This is a genomic window from Stenotrophomonas sp. YJH_SMC_27 (genome assembly GCF_059369815.1).
Genome location: NZ_JCAFTA010000023.1, coordinates 42,480 through 59,539, shown reverse-complemented (window position 1 = coordinate 59,539; position 17,060 = coordinate 42,480). Strand labels below are relative to the sequence as shown.

Annotated in this window: 15 protein-coding genes; all 15 read right to left on the bottom strand. The window is 68.3% G+C overall.

Going from position 1 to position 17,060, the window contains the following annotated elements:
• A partial coding sequence (locus tag AC5P7R_RS21760) for a HAMP domain-containing methyl-accepting chemotaxis protein (protein WP_495214179.1) occupies positions 1 to 1,719 on the bottom strand: 1,719 nt, incomplete at its 3' end.
• Positions 1,720 to 2,106: 387 nt separating this feature from the next.
• Positions 2,107 to 4,095, bottom strand: coding sequence for a chemotaxis protein CheA (locus tag AC5P7R_RS21755; RefSeq protein ID WP_111099180.1), 1,989 nt, complete (start codon positions 4,093 to 4,095; stop codon positions 2,107 to 2,109).
• 45 nt (positions 4,096 to 4,140) lie between these two features.
• Positions 4,141 to 4,506, bottom strand: a complete 366-nt coding sequence (locus AC5P7R_RS21750) for a response regulator (protein WP_005409521.1) — start codon at positions 4,504 to 4,506, stop codon at positions 4,141 to 4,143.
• Positions 4,503 to 4,811, bottom strand: a complete 309-nt coding sequence (locus tag AC5P7R_RS21745) for an STAS domain-containing protein (protein WP_019659587.1) — start codon at positions 4,809 to 4,811, stop codon at positions 4,503 to 4,505. The genes AC5P7R_RS21750 and AC5P7R_RS21745 overlap by 4 nt, the downstream gene beginning before the upstream one ends.
• Before the next feature lie 169 nt (positions 4,812 to 4,980).
• Positions 4,981 to 6,075, bottom strand: coding sequence for a chemotaxis protein CheW (locus AC5P7R_RS21740; protein ID WP_021203852.1), 1,095 nt, complete (start codon positions 6,073 to 6,075; stop codon positions 4,981 to 4,983).
• A complete protein-coding gene (locus tag AC5P7R_RS21735; RefSeq protein ID WP_019659589.1) occupies positions 6,072 to 6,854 on the bottom strand; it encodes a ParA family protein in 783 nt (260 codons plus the stop codon). Before AC5P7R_RS21735 ends, AC5P7R_RS21740 begins: the two co-directional genes overlap by 4 nt.
• Before the next feature lie 4 nt (positions 6,855 to 6,858).
• On the bottom strand, positions 6,859 to 7,875 hold the full coding sequence (gene motD / locus AC5P7R_RS21730) for a flagellar motor protein MotD (RefSeq protein WP_111104217.1): 1,017 nt from the start codon (positions 7,873 to 7,875) through the stop codon (positions 6,859 to 6,861).
• Between the two features lies 1 nt (position 7,876).
• Complete coding sequence (locus tag AC5P7R_RS21725) at positions 7,877 to 8,617, bottom strand: flagellar motor protein (protein ID WP_010482457.1); 741 nt, start codon at positions 8,615 to 8,617, stop codon at positions 7,877 to 7,879.
• A 103-nt stretch (positions 8,618 to 8,720) separates the two neighbouring features.
• Positions 8,721 to 10,553, bottom strand: coding sequence for a chemotaxis protein CheA (locus AC5P7R_RS21720; RefSeq protein WP_227854392.1), 1,833 nt, complete (start codon positions 10,551 to 10,553; stop codon positions 8,721 to 8,723).
• A gap of 2 nt (positions 10,554 to 10,555) precedes the next feature.
• Entirely contained in the window at positions 10,556 to 11,161 is a 606-nt protein-coding gene (locus AC5P7R_RS21715) for a protein phosphatase CheZ (RefSeq protein WP_227854393.1), read from the bottom strand.
• Positions 11,161 to 11,553: a chemotaxis response regulator CheY gene (gene cheY / locus AC5P7R_RS21710; RefSeq protein ID WP_019659592.1), complete on the bottom strand. Its 393-nt coding sequence runs from the start codon at positions 11,551 to 11,553 to the stop codon at positions 11,161 to 11,163. Before cheY ends, AC5P7R_RS21715 begins: the two co-directional genes overlap by 1 nt.
• A 57-nt stretch (positions 11,554 to 11,610) precedes the next feature.
• On the bottom strand, positions 11,611 to 12,354 hold the full coding sequence (locus tag AC5P7R_RS21705) for an RNA polymerase sigma factor FliA (protein WP_019659593.1): 744 nt from the start codon (positions 12,352 to 12,354) through the stop codon (positions 11,611 to 11,613).
• A complete protein-coding gene (locus AC5P7R_RS21700; protein WP_005409532.1) occupies positions 12,351 to 13,238 on the bottom strand; it encodes a MinD/ParA family ATP-binding protein in 888 nt (295 codons plus the stop codon). Before AC5P7R_RS21700 ends, AC5P7R_RS21705 begins: the two co-directional genes overlap by 4 nt.
• On the bottom strand, positions 13,225 to 14,841 hold the full coding sequence (gene flhF / locus AC5P7R_RS21695; RefSeq protein WP_227854394.1) for a flagellar biosynthesis GTPase FlhF: 1,617 nt from the start codon (positions 14,839 to 14,841) through the stop codon (positions 13,225 to 13,227). Before flhF ends, AC5P7R_RS21700 begins: the two co-directional genes overlap by 14 nt.
• Before the next feature lie 145 nt (positions 14,842 to 14,986).
• Complete coding sequence (gene flhA / locus AC5P7R_RS21690) at positions 14,987 to 17,047, bottom strand: flagellar biosynthesis protein FlhA (RefSeq protein ID WP_180832666.1); 2,061 nt, start codon at positions 17,045 to 17,047, stop codon at positions 14,987 to 14,989.
• Between the last annotated feature and the right edge of the window lie 13 nt (positions 17,048 to 17,060).

The window sequence follows — 17,060 nt, the reverse complement described above, 5'->3', positions numbered from 1 at the left end:
GCCACGGCCCTGTTCGCCGGCACGGGCGGCTTCCACCGCGGCGTTCAGTGCCAGGATGTTGGTCTGGAACGCGATGCCGTCGATGACGCTGATGATCTCGGCGATTTTCTTCGACGAGGCTTCGATGGCCGACATGGTGGTAACCACCTGGCCGACCACCTCACCGCCCTGCGAGGCGACGCCATGGGCGCCGATGGCGAGCTGGTTGGCCTGGCGGGCGTGTTCGGCGTTCTGGCGCACGGTGGAGGTCAGTTCCTCCATCGAGGCGGCGGTTTCCTCCAGGTTGGCGGCCTGCTGCTCGGTACGGCGCGACAGGTCGCTGTTGCCGGACGCGATCTCGCCAGCGGCGAGGGTGATGCTGGAGGCACTGGCCTGGATCTGGCTGACGATCTGGGTCAGCTGTGCGACGGTGGTGTTGGCGTCGTCACGCATGCGCGCGAACACGCCGTTGAACTGGCCGTCCATGCGTGCGGTCAGGTCGCCGGCGGCGATCGACTGCAGCAGCTGCGAGAGCTGGCCGAGGTTGCCGTCGGCGACCTGCATCATGCTGTTGAGCTGCTCGATCATCACGCGGAAATCGTGATCGAAGCGCTGCGCGTCACCGCGCTGGCTGAAGTCGCCCGCAGCGGCGGCCGAGGCCAGATGCTGGATCTGCGTATTGATGGCCAGCAGGCTGGCCTTGGCGGCGTCCATCGATTCGTGCAGGATCGCGCGGCTGCCTGGCAGGCGGCGGGCGTCCGGAGCAAGGTTGCCGATGGCGTACTGGTTGAGCACTTCAATGGCATCGACGATCGCATCGAGGTGTTCGAAGATCACCGTGTTGATGCCGCTGGCCAGCTGGCCGTAGACACCCGGGAAGTCTTCCGGAATACGGTGGCTGATGTCCGGGCCGGCATGCATCTGTGCCATCAGCTGCGTCTGCTCGCTGAAACGGCGCAGCATTGCGGTCATTTCGGCCGTGGCCGTAAGCATCCTGCCGGCTTCGTCCCTGCTGGTGGCCTGGGTGCTGACGCTGAGATCGCCGCGGGCGACCGCTTGGATGGCATGCACGGCCTTGCCCAGCGGGCCGGTGACCGCGCGCGAGATGACGATGGCCAGCGCGGCGGCCACCAGCGACAGCAGGATGATGCAGCCGATGATGGCGATCATGCTGTTGCGATGGGTGGCGTTGGCGTCGGCGATCTTGCCGTCCATCTGCCCGGCGATATGGGCGCCCAGTGCCTTCATCGCAGCGAACAGGTCGCGGCGCGCCGGGCGTGACTGCTCGTCGGAGATCTGCCGCGCCAGGACGCCGTCACCGGCGGTCACGGCGTCGCGCATCGCCTTGTTGGCGGCGAAGTAGCGATCCAGTTGCGCGCTGGCTGCGCGATACAGTTCACGCTCCTTGTCCAGCGCCGGCAGCGCCGCGTACGCCGCCAGTTCGTCATGTACGGCCTTGGCGGTGTCGTCCATGCGCTTGTTGTAGTCGGCCACCTTTTCCGGCTGGTCGAGCATGCTCAGCTGGGCCAGTTCGTAGGTGCGGAACTCCCCGAGCTGCGAGCGCGCCTCGCCCAGGTGCTGGACCGAGGGGATATCGTTGCCAGCCATGTCGCGTAGCTGCGCGTTGGCTTCGCTCAGTCGCAGCAGGGCGAACGCGCCGAGGATCAGGGTCATCAACGTGGTGAGGGTGAACCCCACAGCCAGCTTGCGGGCGATGGGCAGATCTTGGAACCACTTCATGCAGGGTGCTCCAGGTGGGCAGAGTGCCGGCGTCTGTGCGCCGGTTTGGGGGTGGTTGCAGAGCGAACGGTGGTTCCCGGTGGGGTTCGGTGACGGCCGTCAATGCGAAATAGCGGCGCAGTCTCGATGGACTTTATGGACGCAGATCACATTCGGATGCGTAGGGAGGGCAGCATGGAAGCGTTGCAGCGACGCGGTTTTCGATTGGATGAAGTGGTTGCGACAGCAACTAGCGCGCCGACGGAGTTCACGATTTGGTTTCGGGGTGCCGTCCCGCAGTCAGATTCCGTTCCTGCGGAAGGGAATCTGACCCCCCCTGGCAGACCGAACACAAACGAAAACCGCCGCCCCGAGGGGCGGCGGTCCATGGTTCGCATGCAGCGTGGATCAGGCCGCCTGCGGCATCCGCAGCGAGCGCACCAACCCACCGATGTCGACGATCAGCGCGACCCGGCCGTCGCCGAGGATGGTGGCGCCGGATACTCCGCCGATGCGGCGGTAGTTGTTCTCGATGTTCTTCACCACGACCTGCTGCTGGCCGACCAGTTCGTCCACCTCCAGCGCGATCTTCTGGCCATCACCTTCGACCACCACCACCAGCGATTCGCTGCCGGGTGCGCGGTTGCCGTAGCCGTAGTACTCGCTCAGCGAGAGGATCGGCAGGTACTCGCCACGCACGCGCAGCACGCGGCCCTCGCCGGCCATGCTGCGGATGTCCTCGGCCTGCGGCTGCAGCGCCTCCAGCACGTACGCCAGGGGCAGGATCAGGGTTTCGCCGGCCACCGCTACGGTCATGCCGTCGAGGATGGCCAGGGTCAGCGGCAGGCGGATCAGCGTGCGGGTGCCGGTACCGAGGCTGCTTTCGATCTGCACCTCGCCGCCCAGTGCCTGGATGTTGCGGCGGACCACGTCCATGCCGACACCACGCCCGGACAGGTCGGTGACCGCATCGGCCGTGGAGAAGCCTGGCTGGAAGATCAGGTCCCAGACCTGCGAATCGGTCGGGTTGTCCGGCACGGCCAGGCCGCGTTCGTGAGCCTTGGCCAGGATCTTGGCGCGGTCCAGGCCACGGCCATCGTCGCTGACTTCGATGACGATATGGCCGCCCTGATGCGAGGCCGCCAGGGTGATCGTGCCGGTCTCGTCCTTGCCTGCACCGCGGCGCACGTCGGGCATTTCCAGGCCGTGGTCGATCGAGTTGCGCACCAGGTGCACCAGCGGATCGGCGATCTTCTCGATCAGGCCCTTGTCCAGCTCGGTACCTTCGCCGACGGTGCGCAGGCGCACCTGCTTGCCGAGGCGGCTGGACAGGTCGCGGACCAGGCGCGGGAAGCGACGGAACACCGCATCGACCGGCAGCATGCGCACGCCGATCACCGCTTCCTGCAGGTCGCGTGTGTTGCGTTCAAGCTGGTCCAGGCCGGCGAACAGGCTCTCGGCGTGGACCGGGTCCAGCGCGTGCGAGACCTGCTTGAGCATGGCCTGGGTGATGACCAGTTCGCCGACCAGGTTGATCAGCGCATCGACCTTGTCGACGCTGACGCGGATCGAGGTTTCCGCTTCCTGGCTGGCACCACCGCTGGCGGCAGGCGCGGCAGGTGCCGACGGCGCCGCTGCCACCGGAGCGGGGGCCGCTGCGGCCGGGGCCTGGGTGGCCAGGCTTGGCGGAGCGGCCGGACGGATGTCCAGTTCGCAGTCGTCCAGCACCCAGGCGAAGGTGTCTTCGATCTTGCTGCGCGGCACCTTGCCGACCAGGCCCAGATCCCACGCCAGGTGGGCCTCCAGCGGGTCGAGCTGGGCGAAGCCGGGCAGGCGTTCCATGCGCGCGGCGACCTGCAGCGAGCCGAGGTGTTCCAGCTCGCGGATAATGCGCAGCGGGTCGTTGCCGCTCATGAACAGCGACGGCGCCGGAGTGAAGCCGATCTGCCAGGCTTCGGGGGTATCGTCCACCTTGGCCGCTGCCGCGACCGGAGCGCTCGATGCGGCCTGGCCGGAGAGAACGGCTTCCAGGCGCGCCTTCACTGCGGCGACAGCGGCGGGGTCGGCAGCCTGGCCGTGTTCGGCTTCGCGCAGCAGGGCGCGAAGCACGTCCACCGAAGACAGCATGGCGTCGACGGCATGGCCTTCCAGCGCCCGCTTGCCGGCACGCAGCTCATCGAGCAGCGTTTCCAGCACGTGGGTCAGGCCGGCGATGGCATCGAAGCCGAAGGTGCCGGCGCCGCCCTTGATCGAATGGGCGGCGCGGAACACCGAATTGATGATCTCCGCGTCCTGCTGCCCCGATTCCAGGGCCAGCAGGCCAGCCTCCATCGCGTCGAGGCCTTCGCGGCTCTCCTCGAAGAAGGTGGCGTGGAAGCGTTGCAGGTCCATGCTCATGGCAGTGGCGGTCCGGAAGCGAAGAAGGGGAGCGGTGCGGGGCGATCAGCCCAGCACTTTCTGCACGGTGGCGACCAGCTGTTCCGGATTGAACGGCTTGACCAGCCAGCCGGTGGCACCGGCGGCCTTGCCTTCGGACTTCTTGTCGGCGGCCGATTCGGTGGTCAGCATCAGCAGCGGGGTGAACTTGTAGTCCGGCAGCTGGCGCAGTTCGCGGATCAGCGCGATGCCGTCCATGTTCGGCATGTTGACGTCGGTGACCACCGCGTTGAAGCGCTGGCCCTTGGCGCGACCGAGCGCGACCGCGCCGTCTTCGGCTTCTTCGACGGCAAAACCGGCCGAGGTGAGGGCGAAGGAAACCATCTGGCGCATCGACGCCGAATCGTCCACCACCAAGATACGTGCGCTCATGCAGCGTTCTCCACAGATTTCAGGTTGTCATGGGTTGCGTCCAGGCCCAGGGCCTGGGTGACGCCCAGCAGGCGCGCGGCGTCACGGAAGGTTGCGGTGCAACCGTGGAAGCCGGTGCCCAGGCCTGCCTCGCGGCGGGCCTGCACGAATGCACACAGCACCTGCACGGCGGCCGTGTGGATGCGGGCGACCTGGCTTGCATCCAGGGTCAGCTCGCCTGCCTGCGCCACCAGCGGGGCGAGGCGGTTCTTGAGCTCGGTGCTGCTCTCGATGCCGAGATCCCCACCCAGTTCGACAGTGCTCATCGTTGCTCCGGACAAACGGTTCCGTGATCCATAACGGCACCCCGGCAGGGTTCTTTAGGGGAATCGACGCGGTGCGCCGATGCGGTGTTGTTCGGGGACGGGAGATGCCAATGCTGCGCATCGGCACCTGCAGTCCCCGACAGGCACCGCGTCGGCGCAAAGCGCCGACTCAACTCAACAGCCGTGTGGCGTCGAGCAGGATCATCGGACGCTGGCTGACCCGGGCGACGCCACGGAACAGGTCGTTGGAAATCTGGCAGATGCGCGCGGTATCAGGCGGCTCGATCTGCGAGTCGGTAAGGTTGGCGACATCTTCCACCGCCGACACGCGCAGGCCGATGGTTTCGCCGTCTTCCTCCAGCACCACGATGCGGGTCTGCGAATCGTCTTCGGCAGCGGCCGCACCCAGGTGCAGGCCGAGATCCATCACCGGTACCACCTGGCCCCGAAGGTTCATGATGCCGAGCATCGCTGGTGCGGTGCCGCGCAATGGCAGCAGGGGAACTGGCAGCACCACTTCCTGCACCTTCAGCAGTTCCAGCGCATAAGCCTGGGTGCCGCAACGCAGGCGCAGCCAGCGCGAGGTGCGCTCGCCGGCGCGGCGGTTCTGCGGATGCGGGCTGCTGGCGGGCTGGAGAGCCTGTGCCTGCAGTTCCTGCCAGGTGCCGGGACGGTTGGTGGCCGGGGCATCCACGGCAACGCGGGGCGGCGGCGCGACGGCAGCGGGCGCAGCCGGGGCAGGCGCGGGTGCAGGGCGCGGCGCCGGGGGCGCTACCACGGCCGGGGGCGGCGTGGGGACATCCGCGCCGCCGGCAGCGGCCTCGAACGCAGCCTGCAGGCCGGGGCTGTCAGTGTGGGCGAGGTGATGGCTGTCGGCCGCGTCGGTCTCGTAGATCACTTCGTCGGGCAGGTCGTCCCAGGTGGGCTCCGGGCCGGCCTTGGCCGGGGCCGTCTCGTGGATCACCTCGTCAGGCAGATCATCCCAGGTCGGTTCCCGCTCGGGAGCGGCGACCGGCATTGCGGCGGCCTCGAAGGCGGCTTCGAGCGCGGCGTTGTCCGCGGCAGGCGCCGCGGCGACGGTGTCGGTCTCGTAGATCACCTCGGCCGGCAGGTCATCCCAGGTCGGCTCATGTTCCGGTTGCGATATGCTGGCCGGGGCCGGGGCCGGGGCGACGCTGTCCGGCGTTGGAAGCACGACGGCCGGAGCGATCGCTTCGCCCAGCAGTTCGTCCAGATAGTCGTCCAGTACGCCGGTGCTGTTCATGCGGCCTGCTCCAGGGCGCGGGCATCCTCACCGAGGATCCAGTTCAGTGCGCGGCGATAGGCGGCCAGGCCGCGGCCCGGGTACTCCTCACCAACGCTGGGCAGGGTCAGGCCTGCGGCATTGCTGATGCGGGTGTCGATCGGAATGGCGTCTTCCCACACGCGGGTGCCATGACGATCCTGCATGGTGCGCAGCGACTCGTTGCCGGCGCGGGTGCGGCGGTCGAACAGGGTCGGCAGGATCGAGATCGGCAGCGGGCGGCGGCGCGAGCGCTCGACCATCTCGCCGGTGCGGACCATGCCGTCCAGGCCATGCAGGGCCAGCGGCTCGGCCTGGGTGGGGATGATCAGGCGGTCGGCAGCGGCCAGCGCGTTGATCATCAACAGGCCAAGGGTGGGGGCACAGTCCAGCAGGATGTAGTCGTGCTGGCCCTGGTGGCGCGCCAGTGCGTTCTGCAGGGCCAGGCCGAGGCCGGGCTGGTTGGCGCTGCGGCGCTCCAGCGTGGCCAGCGCCGACTGCGCGCAGACATAGTCCAGGCCTTGGATGCTGCTGGCATGGCACAGGCTGGAAAGATCGGCCGGCGGAGCGCCGAACAGTTCCAGCACGCCGGCCGGCGGCGGATCCACCGGTACGCCGAAGGCGCGGCTGAGCGAGGCGTGCGGATCGAGATCGATCAGCAGCACGCGATGGCCCAGCGCGGCCAGGCCGCGGCCGAGGGCGAGGGTGGTGGTGGTCTTGCCGACTCCGCCCTTCTGGTTGGCGATTGCCCAGATGCGCATCGGTTTACTCCTTCATTGCCGGGGGAACGGCGGCGCCGACGCGGCTGCCAGCCGGCACCGGCGGCAACTTCACCGGTGCGATGGGGGAGGTGGGGGCGCTGGCCGGAGTTGCGGCGGCTTGTTCGGTGGTGCTGTTGTCGACGGCGCCGGTGGCCGCATTGAGGCGCTGGCCGAGCGGATCCACCGAATGCGAGGTGTCGGCCAGGATGATGACCATCACCCGGCGGTTGCGGTTGCGCCCCTGCGCGCTGTCGTTCTCTTCGCGCGGACGGAACTGGCCATAGCCGACCATCGCCAGCCGCGACGGCTGCAGGCCCTGGTCGGCGAACAGATGCACCACGCTGGCGGCGCGTCCGGCCGACAGTTCCCAGTTCGAAGGGAAGGTGGCGGTGGCGATCGGCACGTTGTCGGTGTGGCCTTCCACGCGCACGCTGTTGGGCACGTCACGCAGCACCTCGGCGAGGCTGGCCAGCGTCTGACGTGCATGCACGTCCAGCGCGGCCGAGCCGGTGGGGAACAGGATGTCGCTGTTGATCTCCACTTCAATCCACAACTCGGTGCGGCGCACGCTGATCATGCCGCGGTCGATCAGCGGCGCCAATGCAGCGGTGAGGCGGTCGGCGATGCTGTTGAGCTGGCGCTCGGCACGGGCGATCTGTTCCTGGTTGTGCACGGAGACCGGCATGCGCATCTGCGAGGCCATCGACGGCAGCAGGGTCGGGTCGTGCGACGGCGCCGGCGCGGAGGGGCCGATCTTGGTGCCGGACTTGATCACCGAAGGGCTGTCCCAGCCGCCACCCTGCACCTGCTTGTTCCCCACCTGCACCGGGTTGATCGTGCGCGGTGCGCCACCGAAGGCATCGGTGAGCGCGTCGGCCATGATCCGGTACTTGCCCTCGTTGACCGAGGAGATCGCGTACATGACCACGAAAAAGGCGAGCAGCAGCGTCATCAGGTCGGCATAGGGGATCGCCCATGCTTCATGGTTGGCGTGCTCTTCGTGGTGCTTGCGGCGGGCCATGTCAGTGCAGGAAGCCGGAAAGGTTGGTTTCGATGTTGCGCGGGTTCTCGCCCTGGGCGATCGAAATCAGGCCTTCAATGACCATTTCGCGGTCGCGGGTGTTGTGCGAGATCACACTCTTGAGCTTGGCAGCCACCGGCAGGAACAGCAGGTTGGCCGAGGCGATGCCGTAGATGGTGGCGGTGAATGCTGCGGCGATGCCGTGGCCGAGCTTGCTCGGGTCGGCCAGGTTCTTCATCACCGCGATCAGGCCGAGCACGGCTCCGATGATGCCGAGGGTCGGGGCGTAGATGCCCATCGCTTCGAAGACCTTGGCGCCGGCCTGGTCCTGGTGTTCCTGGCTGCCCAGTTCGATTTCCAGCATGTGCCGCATCGATTCGGGCTCGACGCCGTCCACCAGCAGCTGCAGGCCCTTGCGCAGGAACGGGTCCTGCTGCGCTTCCACCTGCGATTCCAGACCCAGCAGGCCCTGGCGGCGGGCGATGTTGCTCCACTCAACGATCTGCTGGATCAGTTCGCGGCGATCACTGTGTGGCGGGCGTACGACCCAGCGCACGATCTTGAACGCATGCTTGAACACCGCCGGCGAGGTATGCAGCAGGATCGCGGCGACGGTGCCGACGATGACGATCACGAACGCCGCAGGCGACCACAACGACGCCAGGCCGGCGCCCTTGAGGATGCTGCCGCCGACCAGCGAGGCCAGGGCGAGAAAGAGTCCAATGAGGCTGAGTCTATCCATGGTTCCGGTATCGGCGTGTATGAATGGGACTTGAGACACCGGTAGATCGCGTACAGACGGTAGTCACAGTTTTTCGGGTTGCCGGGCATGGCCCTGGCGGGGTTCAACGCAGCCCGTCCACGTCCAGGATCAGGGCCATGCGACCATCGCCGATCAAGGTTGCACCGGCATAACCGCGCAGGCCGCGCAGGGCCTTCGGCAGTGGCTTGATGACCACTTCCTCACGCCCGCGCACCTGGTCCACGACCAGCCCGAAGCGGGCTTCGCCGGCCTGCAGCACCACGATGGTCAGCAGGGTTGACGCGGCCGGCGTCACATCCAGCCACTGGCGCAGGTCGACCAGCGGCAGGGTGTGCGAGCGGCGATCAAGCACGGCGCGGCCATCGAACCAGCCCAGCGAGGTGCGCGGCGCGTGCAGCACTTCCATCACGCGTGCCAGCGGTAGCGCGTAGACGTCCTCGCCGGCCTGCACCAGCAGGGTCGGCAGGATCGCCAGGGTGAGCGGCACGCGGATCAGGAAGCGGCTGCCACGACCCAGTTCCGACTGGATCTGGATCTGGCCGCTCAGTTCGCGGATGCGCGACTGCACCACGTCCATGCCGACGCCACGGCCGGAGATATCGGTGACCTGCTGTTTGGTCGAGAAGCCCGGCAGGAACACCAGGTGCAGGCACTCCTCGCTGCTCAGGCGGGCGGCGGCTTCCGGATCGATCAGGCCCTTCTCGCGCGCCTTGGCGCGCAGCTTCTCCGGGTCGATGCCGGCACCATCGTCCTGCACCTCGATGCTGACGTAATCGCCTTCCTGCTGGGCCGACAGGCGCACATGGCCCATCCGCGGCTTGCCCTGCGCCTCGCGCAGGTCGGGCATTTCCACACCGTGGTCGATGGCGTTGCGGACCAGGTGCACCAGCGGGTCGGCCAGGGCCTCGACCAGGTTGCGGTCGAGCTCGGTCTCGGCACCGATCAGCTCCAGGTCCACTTCCTTCTTCAGCGAGCGGGCAACGTCGCGGGCGACCTTGGGGAACCGCGAGAAGACCTTGCCCACCGGCTGCATGCGGGTGCGCATCACCGCCGATTGCAGGCGCGCGGTGGCGATATCCAGCGTCGACACGGCGCGGTCCAGCTCTTCATCGCGCAGGCGTGCACGCAGGGTCTTGAGCCGATTGCGCGACAGCACCAGTTCGCCGATCAGGTTGACGATCGCGTCCAGGCGTTTGGTATCAACGCGCACCGTGTGTTCGGCCTCGGCCAGCGGCTTGGCCGCCGGCTTGGCCACGGGTGTCGGTGCAGCGACCGGGCGCGGCGCGGGCGCCGGCGCCGGTGCCAGGACTGCAGCAGGCTTGGCACCCGGTGCGGCGCCACCGTGCAACTGGTCGAGCAGGGCTTCGAACTCGTCCTCGCTGATCAGGCCGTCGTCGGCTTTTTTTGCCGGCGCGATCGCAGTCGGAGCATTGCCACCGTGCAGCTGGTCGAGCAGCGCCTCGAATTCGTCGTCGGTGATCAGGTCGCTGCCCCCCGCAGCGGGTGCTGCGGCGGCGGCGGGCGCAGCCACGGCAGCCCCTTGCACGTCGAACTGGGCGATCAGGTCCGGCGGCGCATAGCCCGGCTCGGTGCCGGACGACACGGCGTCCAGCATCGACTGCAGGTAATCCAGTGATTGCTGGGCCGCGTCGAAGTGGTGGGCCTGCAGCACGGCCTGGCCGGCGCGCGCCGCGCCCAGCGCCTCCTCAGCGGCGTGGCACAGCTCGACCATGGCAGTGACGCCGAGGAAGCCGGCGCCGCCCTTGAGCGTGTGGTAGCCGCGGAACACCGCATTGAGCTGGTCGCTGTCCTGCGGTGCCTGCTCCAGCGACACCAGCTGTTCGCCGAGGCGGTCCAGGATCTCCTGCGCCTCGATGATGAAATCGGCAGTGATGTCGTCGGATACCGCGCTCATGCTTACAGCCCCAGATCCGACAACAGGTCGTCGGCGTCGTTCTGCGAGACCGCGTGGCGGTCCAGTCCCTTCAGTGCCGGCCCGGCCAGTGCCGGGTCGGTGCGATGCTGTTCCGGCGGCAGGCCGAGTGCGCCGAAGCCCTCGTGCACGCGGCGGACGATGCCGACCACGCGACGGATGATCTGCCCGGTCAGGTCCTGGTAGCTCTGGGTCAGGGCGATCTCGGTCAGGTTGTGGCGGATGCGCTCGAGCTGCGCGTCCTGGCCCGGCTGCAGGCCTTCGGCACGCAGCAGTTCGGTCAGGCTGCGGCATTCCTCGGCCAGGTCCAGGGTGCGGTGGGTGGCCTGTTCGGTCATCGCCACCACGTGGTCCAGGCGCGCGCAGGCGTCATCCAGCTCACCGGCCTCGCTGGGCACGGTCGGCAGTTCACCCAGCGCCTGTCCCAGCTCGCGGGCCAGCCGCGACAGGCCGCTCATCATCGGCTGCGTGCGCAGCGCGACCAGTCCGTCGATGCGTTGCCGCCAGGCAGCTTCGTCACCGGACTCCAGTGCGTCCAGGGCTTCCTGCAGGCGCAGGGCCAGGGCGTTCTTGTCGACCGTGGTATCCATCAGGCGCTGGCCGCCAGGCGTTCGAAGATCTTGCCGAGCTTCTCTTCCAGCGTCTGCGCGGTGAAGGGCTTGATGATGTAGCCGTTCACGCCGTTCTGGGCGGCTTCGATGATCTGTTCGCGCTTGGCTTCGGCAGTGACCATCAGCACTGGCAGGGTCTTCAGCTTGGCATCGGCGCGGATCGCCTTGAGCAGCTCGATGCCGGTCATCACCGGCATGTTCCAGTCGGTGACGACGAAATCGAACGACTGGCTCTGCAGCAGCGACAGCGCGGCATGCCCGTCCTCGGCTTCGGCGGTATTGGTGAAGCCAAGATCGCCCAGCAGGTTCTTGACGATGCGACGCATGGTCGAGAAGTCGTCGACGATCAGGATGCGCATGTTCTTGTTCAAAGCAGAGTTCCTTTGTTGTTCATTCCGGGTGGCCGGGGGCAGCCGCCTCGGGCATGTTCACTCTTCCAGGCCGGCGTCGGCCGCCTCGAAAATCTTCAATCGTCCACGCAGGCGCAGCACGGCCTGGCCGTGGATCTGGCAGACCCGCGACTCGCTCACGCCGAGCACCGCGCCGATCTCCTTCAGGTTCAGTTCCTGCTCGTAATAGAGCGAGAGCACCAGCTGTTCGCGCTCGGGCAGGTGGCCGATGGCCTTGCCCAGCTCGCGGCCGAACTCGCCGCGCTCCAGCACCTGCTGCGGGGTCGGGCCGCCCTGGGCGACGGTGTCCAGCTCGCCCTGGTCCTCGATGCGTGACTCCAGGCTCAGCACCTGGCCACGCGCGGCGTCTTCCATCAGCCGCAGGTATTCGGGCAGCGGCATCTCCATCGCGGCGGCCACTTCGGTGGCGCTGGCGGCACGGCCGGTGCTCTGTTCCAGGCGGCGGATGGTGGCAGCGGCGTCGCGTGCGCGGCGATGCACCGAGCGCGGCACCCAGTCGCCACGGCGGATCTCGTCGATCATCGAACCGCGGATGCGGATCGAGGCGTAGGTCTCGAACGAGGCGCCCTGGTCGGCGTCGTAGCTGCGCGACGCTTCGATCAGCCCCATCATGCCGGCCTGGATCAGGTCGTCCACCTCCACGCTCGCCGGCAGGCGTGCGGCCAGGTGGTGGGCGATGCGCCGCACCAGGTCCGAGTGCTGGGAGATGACCTCGTTGGCCGCCGAGCGCTGGACCTCCCGGTACTGGGCTGCGCCTTTCATGCGGCCACCCCGCGCTGCTTGAGAATGCGCTCGAGGAAGAACTCGACGCCGCCACGCGGTTCGGTCGGCGCCTGCCAGCGTGCGGTGCGGCGCGCGATCTCGGTGATCGCCAGCGCGGCCGGGCTGGACGGGTAGGCCTTCACCACCGGTTGCTGGCGCTGCACCGACAGGCGCAGCCAATCATCCTGCGGCACGCAGCCCAGGTAGTTCAGCGAGACATCGGCGAGGAACTTCTCGCACACGCGGGTCAGCTTTTCGTACAGCACGCGGCCCTCGTTGGGGTCGCGCACCATGTTGGCCACCACCTGGATGCGGTCCACGCCGCGCTCGCGCGACAGCACCTTGATCAGTGCGTAGGCGTCGGTGATCGAGGCCGGTTCGTCACAGACCACCACCACGGTGTCCTGCGCGGCCTGGCAGAAGGTCAGCACGCCGTCGGTGATGCCGGCGGCGGTATCGACCACCATGATGTCCAGCTCGCGTTCCAGTTCGGAGAACACGTTGACCAGGCCGACATGCTCGGCCGGGGCCAGCTCGGCCATGTGCCGGCGGCCGGAAGCGGCCGGGACGACCAGCACGCCGTTCGGGCCTTCGACGATGACGTCGTCCAGCGAGCAGCGGCCGGCCACCAGGTCGGCCAGCGTAAAGGTGGGGTTCAAGCCCAGGATAACGTCGATGTTGGCCAGGCCCAGGTCGGCGTCCAGCAGCAGCGTGCGCTTGCCCATGCCCGCCAGCGCCACAGCCAGGTTGGCCGAGACGTTGGTCTTGCCCACGCCGCCCTTGCCGCCGGTCACCGCGATGGTGCGCACAGGGCCGAGCGGCTCGCTGCGGGTGGCCGACAGCGGGAAGGTCTTGGTCAGCTTGGCGTACTCACGCGACGGCATGGTTCAACTCCGGGTTGCAGGGCATATCGGCCGCTCGGCGCAAATCTTCAAGGCGAAGTACGAGATTGGCTGCACTGGCCCTATGCAGGTCCTCCGGGACGTCCTGGCCATCGGTCACCCAGGTGATCGGCAGGGCGTGGTCCACCGCCACCGACAGGGCGTTGCCGAAGCGGCCGGTCTCGTCCAGCTTGCTCAGCACCAGGCCCTGCAGGTTTGCCGCACCGAAGCGGCGCACCACCTCGTCCATGTCGCCGAAGCTGGTGTTGGCCGGGAGCACCAGCAGGGTGCGCACCTGGCGCGCGGCGCGCAGCCACTGCAGCTGGGCGGCCAGGGCACGGTCACGCGGGCCCAGGCCGGCGGTATCGATCAGCACCAGCTTGTAGTCCTTCAGGCGTTCCAGCAGCTGGTCCAGGTCGGTGCCGCTGTTGGCCTCGTGCACCGCGATGCCGAGCTGGCGGCCGTAGCCGTAGAGCTGCTCGCGGGCGCCGATGCGGGCGGTATCGGTGGTGACCAGGGCGACGTCACGCGGCGCGTGCTTCTCGGCGAATCGCGAGGCCAGCTTGGCGATGGTGGTGGTCTTGCCGGCGCCGGTCGGGCCGACCAGGGCGATCACGCCGCCTTCTTCCAGCGGGTCGACCGGGGCGATCGGCAGCTTGCGCGAGATCAGCCCCAGCATCAGGCCGCGGCCACGATGGGCTTCGGTCTCCAGCGGGATCTGCATGGCCACGTCGCGGGCCAGGCCGGCATCGAAGCCATATTCGTCCATCAGGTCCAACGCGGTGGCGCGCACCGGGCAGCCGCGCAGGCGCTCGTCGGTGAAGCGGTTCATCTCGCGCTCGATCACCTGGCGCATGCCGGCCACTTCCTGGCGCAACTGGCGGATCTCGGCGTCGTCCTGGGCGACCACCGTCAGCACCGGAGCCGGAGCCAGGGTGGGGGCCGGCGCGGTTTCGACAATGGCATCGGCCAACGCCGGTTCGCTGGCGGCGCTGGCCGGCTGCGCGTCGGCGACGGCAGCGGTCGGCAGCGGCGGCGGCTGCACGGCCGGCGCCACGCTTTCGTGATGCGCCTCGTGCGGCGGATCGATCTGGAAGCGGGCGCGGTTGGCCGGCACGGCGGCGGCCGGTGCAACGATGGCCTCGGCGAACGGCGCGAAGATCTGTTCCGGCAGCGCCGGTTCGTTGACGGCGGCACGCGCGAGGGTGGCCGCAAAGCCTGTGCTGCCGCGGGTCGGCACGATCTCGTCGGCGCTGTCCAGGGTGCGGCCGGTGGCGCCGACCGCGGCGCGGGCGAGGGCGGCCACCGCCGAGGTGGTGGCGGCGACCGGCTCCGGTGCCGGGGTGGCGCTGCGACGGCGGGTGACGGCGGCGATCACCGCATCGGCGGCGGTGCGCGGTTTGGGCGCCGGCGGCGGCGCCACGTCGCGGCGCGAGGCTTCCAGCGCACGCTGCACGGCGCTTTCATCGTAGTTGGCGGCGGCGACGATCTCGATGCCTTCCTCGATCCGGCGGTTGGACAGGATCACGGCATCAGGACCATGTTCCTTGCGCACCAGGTTCATGGCCGAACGCATGTCGGCGGCGACGAATCGTTTGATTTTCATGCTGTGGTCACGAGGCGAAGACGGCGGAGTGGCGGCCGGGGAACTCGGGTGGTCGGTGGTCTGCACGGTGCGGGTTCCCCTTGGTATCTGTCTGTTGCGTTGGTTCGAAGGTGGTGTCTGTTTTCTGGCGCGTCGGCGGGCGGCGTCAGCTGATCGTTCCGACCAGCTTCAGGCGCTTGTCCTCCGGCACCTCGCTGTAGGCCAGGACCGACAGCGACGGAACGCTGTGGCGGACCAGGCGTGCCAGCGCGGCGCGCACCGGGCCAGGTACCAGCACGACCGCGGGCTCGTTGCGGGCTTCCTGCTTGCTGACACATTCGGCCAGACTCTGGTGCAGTCGCTCAGCGAGTCCGGGTTCCAGCGCGGCGCCGTTGCCCTGCGTGGACTCCTGCAAGACACGTTCCAATTGCGGGTTGAGGGTGAACACCGGCAGCTCCGCCGACATTCCGGCGATCTCCTGCACGATGAAGCGGCCCAGGGCGGTGCGCACGGCGGCGGTCAGCACGGCCGGGTCCTGGCTGCTGGGCGCATGTTCGACCAGTGCCTCGGCGATCTTGCGCAGCTGGCGGATCGGAATGCGCTCGACCAGCAGGTTCTGCAGCACGCGCACCACCGCCGACAGCGGCAGCGCCTTCGGCGTCAGATCTTCGACGAGCTTGGGCGCGCTCTTGGCCAGGTTGGCCAGCAGGTGTTGCACTTCCTCATGGCCGAGCAACTCAGGTGCGTGCTCGCGGATCAGGTGCGAAAGGTGGGTGGCGACCACGGTGGCCGGGTCGACCACCGTGTAGCCCAGCGTTTCGGCCTGGGCACGCTGGTGCGGTTGGATCCAGGTGGCATCGAGGCCGAACGCGGGGTCCTTGCCGGCGATGCCTTCCAGCGTGCCCAGCGCGCTGCCCGGGTCCAGCGCGAGCTCGCGGTCGGGGTGGATCTCGGCGGTGGCCACCGGCACGCCGTGCACCAGCACGCGGTAGCCGTTGGCGGGCAGTTCCAGGTTGTCGCGGATGTGTACCGATGGAATCAGGAAGCCGACATCCTGGGTCAGCTTGCGGCGCACGCCCTTGATGCGCGCCATCAGTTCGCCGCCCTGGTTGCTGTCCACCAGCGGAATCAGCCGGTAGCCGACCTCCAGGCCCAGCGGATCGACCGGGCGCAGTTCGTCCCAGCTCAGTTCGGCGGTGGGCGCCGGCGCGGCCGGGCGGCCGAGGGCGCTGAGCGCCGCCGGGTCCTTGCCCGTTGCGGCTGCATCGGCGGCCGGGGCCTGGGTCTTGCGGTACAGCTTCCAGGCAATGAAGCCGAGGATCGACGCCAGCGTCAGGAAAGCGACGTTGGGCATGCCCGGCACCAGGCCCACCAGGCCGATGATGCCGGCGGTGATCGCCAGCGCCCGGTACTGGCCGAACACCTGGCCGGTCATGGCCTGGGCCATGTCCTGCGAGCGCGAGGCGCGGGTGACCAGCATCGCCACCGCACTGGAGACCAGCAGCGCCGGCAGCTGGGCCACCAGGCCGTCACCGATCGACAACAGGGTGTAGGTGGCAGCGGCTTCACCGAAGGGCATGCCATGCTGCAGCACACCCACGGCCAGGCCGCCGAGCATGTTGATGAACAGGATCAGGATGCCGGCGATGGCGTCGCCGCGGATGAACTTGCTGGCACCGTCCATCGCACCGTAGAAGTCGGCTTCCTCGCGGACTTCTTCGCGGCGCAGCTTGGCTTCTTCACGCGTCAGCAAACCGGCGTTGAGGTCGGCGTCGATCGCCATCTGCTTGCCGGGCATCGCGTCGAGGATGAAGCGCGCGGTCACTTCCGAGACCCGGCCGGCGCCCTTGGTGATCACCACGAAGTTGATGATGGTGAGGATCGCGAACACCACGATGCCCACCGCGTAGTTGCCGCCGATCACGAATTCGCCGAAGGCGGCGATGACCTTGCCCGCGGCATCGTGGCCGTTCTGGCCGTTGAGCAGGATCACGCGGGTGGAGGCCACGTTCAGCGCCAGCCGCAGCATGGTGGTGATCAGCAGCACGATCGGGAAGATGGTGAAGTCCAGCGGGCGCTTCACGTAGACCACCGCCAGCAGCACCATCAGCGAGATGGCAATGTTGAAGGTGAACAGCGCATCGAGCACCGGCGCGGCCAGCGGCACCACGACCATGGCCAGCAGGGCCAGCACGATCAGCGGCGCGCCAAGACCCTGGCGGATCATTTCCAGGGCGCGG

Excerpts from the sequence above, each read along its gene's own strand:
- AC5P7R_RS21755 (WP_111099180.1), bottom strand. The coding sequence starts at position 4,095 with ATGAGCATGGACCTGCAACGCTTCCACGCCACCTTCTTCGAGGAGAGC.
- AC5P7R_RS21750 (WP_005409521.1), bottom strand. The coding sequence starts at position 4,506 with ATGAGCGCACGTATCTTGGTGGTGGACGATTCGGCGTCGATGCGCCAG.
- AC5P7R_RS21745 (WP_019659587.1), bottom strand. The coding sequence starts at position 4,811 with ATGAGCACTGTCGAACTGGGTGGGGATCTCGGCATCGAGAGCAGCACC.
- AC5P7R_RS21740 (WP_021203852.1), bottom strand. The coding sequence starts at position 6,075 with ATGAACAGCACCGGCGTACTGGACGACTATCTGGACGAACTGCTGGGC.
- AC5P7R_RS21735 (WP_019659589.1), bottom strand. The coding sequence starts at position 6,854 with ATGCGCATCTGGGCAATCGCCAACCAGAAGGGCGGAGTCGGCAAGACC.
- motD (WP_111104217.1), bottom strand. The coding sequence starts at position 7,875 with ATGGCCCGCCGCAAGCACCACGAAGAGCACGCCAACCATGAAGCATGG.
- AC5P7R_RS21725 (WP_010482457.1), bottom strand. The coding sequence starts at position 8,617 with ATGGATAGACTCAGCCTCATTGGACTCTTTCTCGCCCTGGCCTCGCTG.
- AC5P7R_RS21720 (WP_227854392.1), bottom strand. The coding sequence starts at position 10,553 with ATGAGCGCGGTATCCGACGACATCACTGCCGATTTCATCATCGAGGCG.
- AC5P7R_RS21715 (WP_227854393.1), bottom strand. The coding sequence starts at position 11,161 with ATGGATACCACGGTCGACAAGAACGCCCTGGCCCTGCGCCTGCAGGAA.
- AC5P7R_RS21705 (WP_019659593.1), bottom strand. The coding sequence starts at position 12,354 with ATGAAAGGCGCAGCCCAGTACCGGGAGGTCCAGCGCTCGGCGGCCAAC.
- AC5P7R_RS21700 (WP_005409532.1), bottom strand. The coding sequence starts at position 13,238 with ATGCCGTCGCGTGAGTACGCCAAGCTGACCAAGACCTTCCCGCTGTCG.
- flhF (WP_227854394.1), bottom strand. The coding sequence starts at position 14,841 with ATGAAAATCAAACGATTCGTCGCCGCCGACATGCGTTCGGCCATGAAC.
- flhA (WP_180832666.1), bottom strand. The coding sequence starts at position 17,047 with ATGATCCGCCAGGGTCTTGGCGCGCCGCTGATCGTGCTGGCCCTGCTG.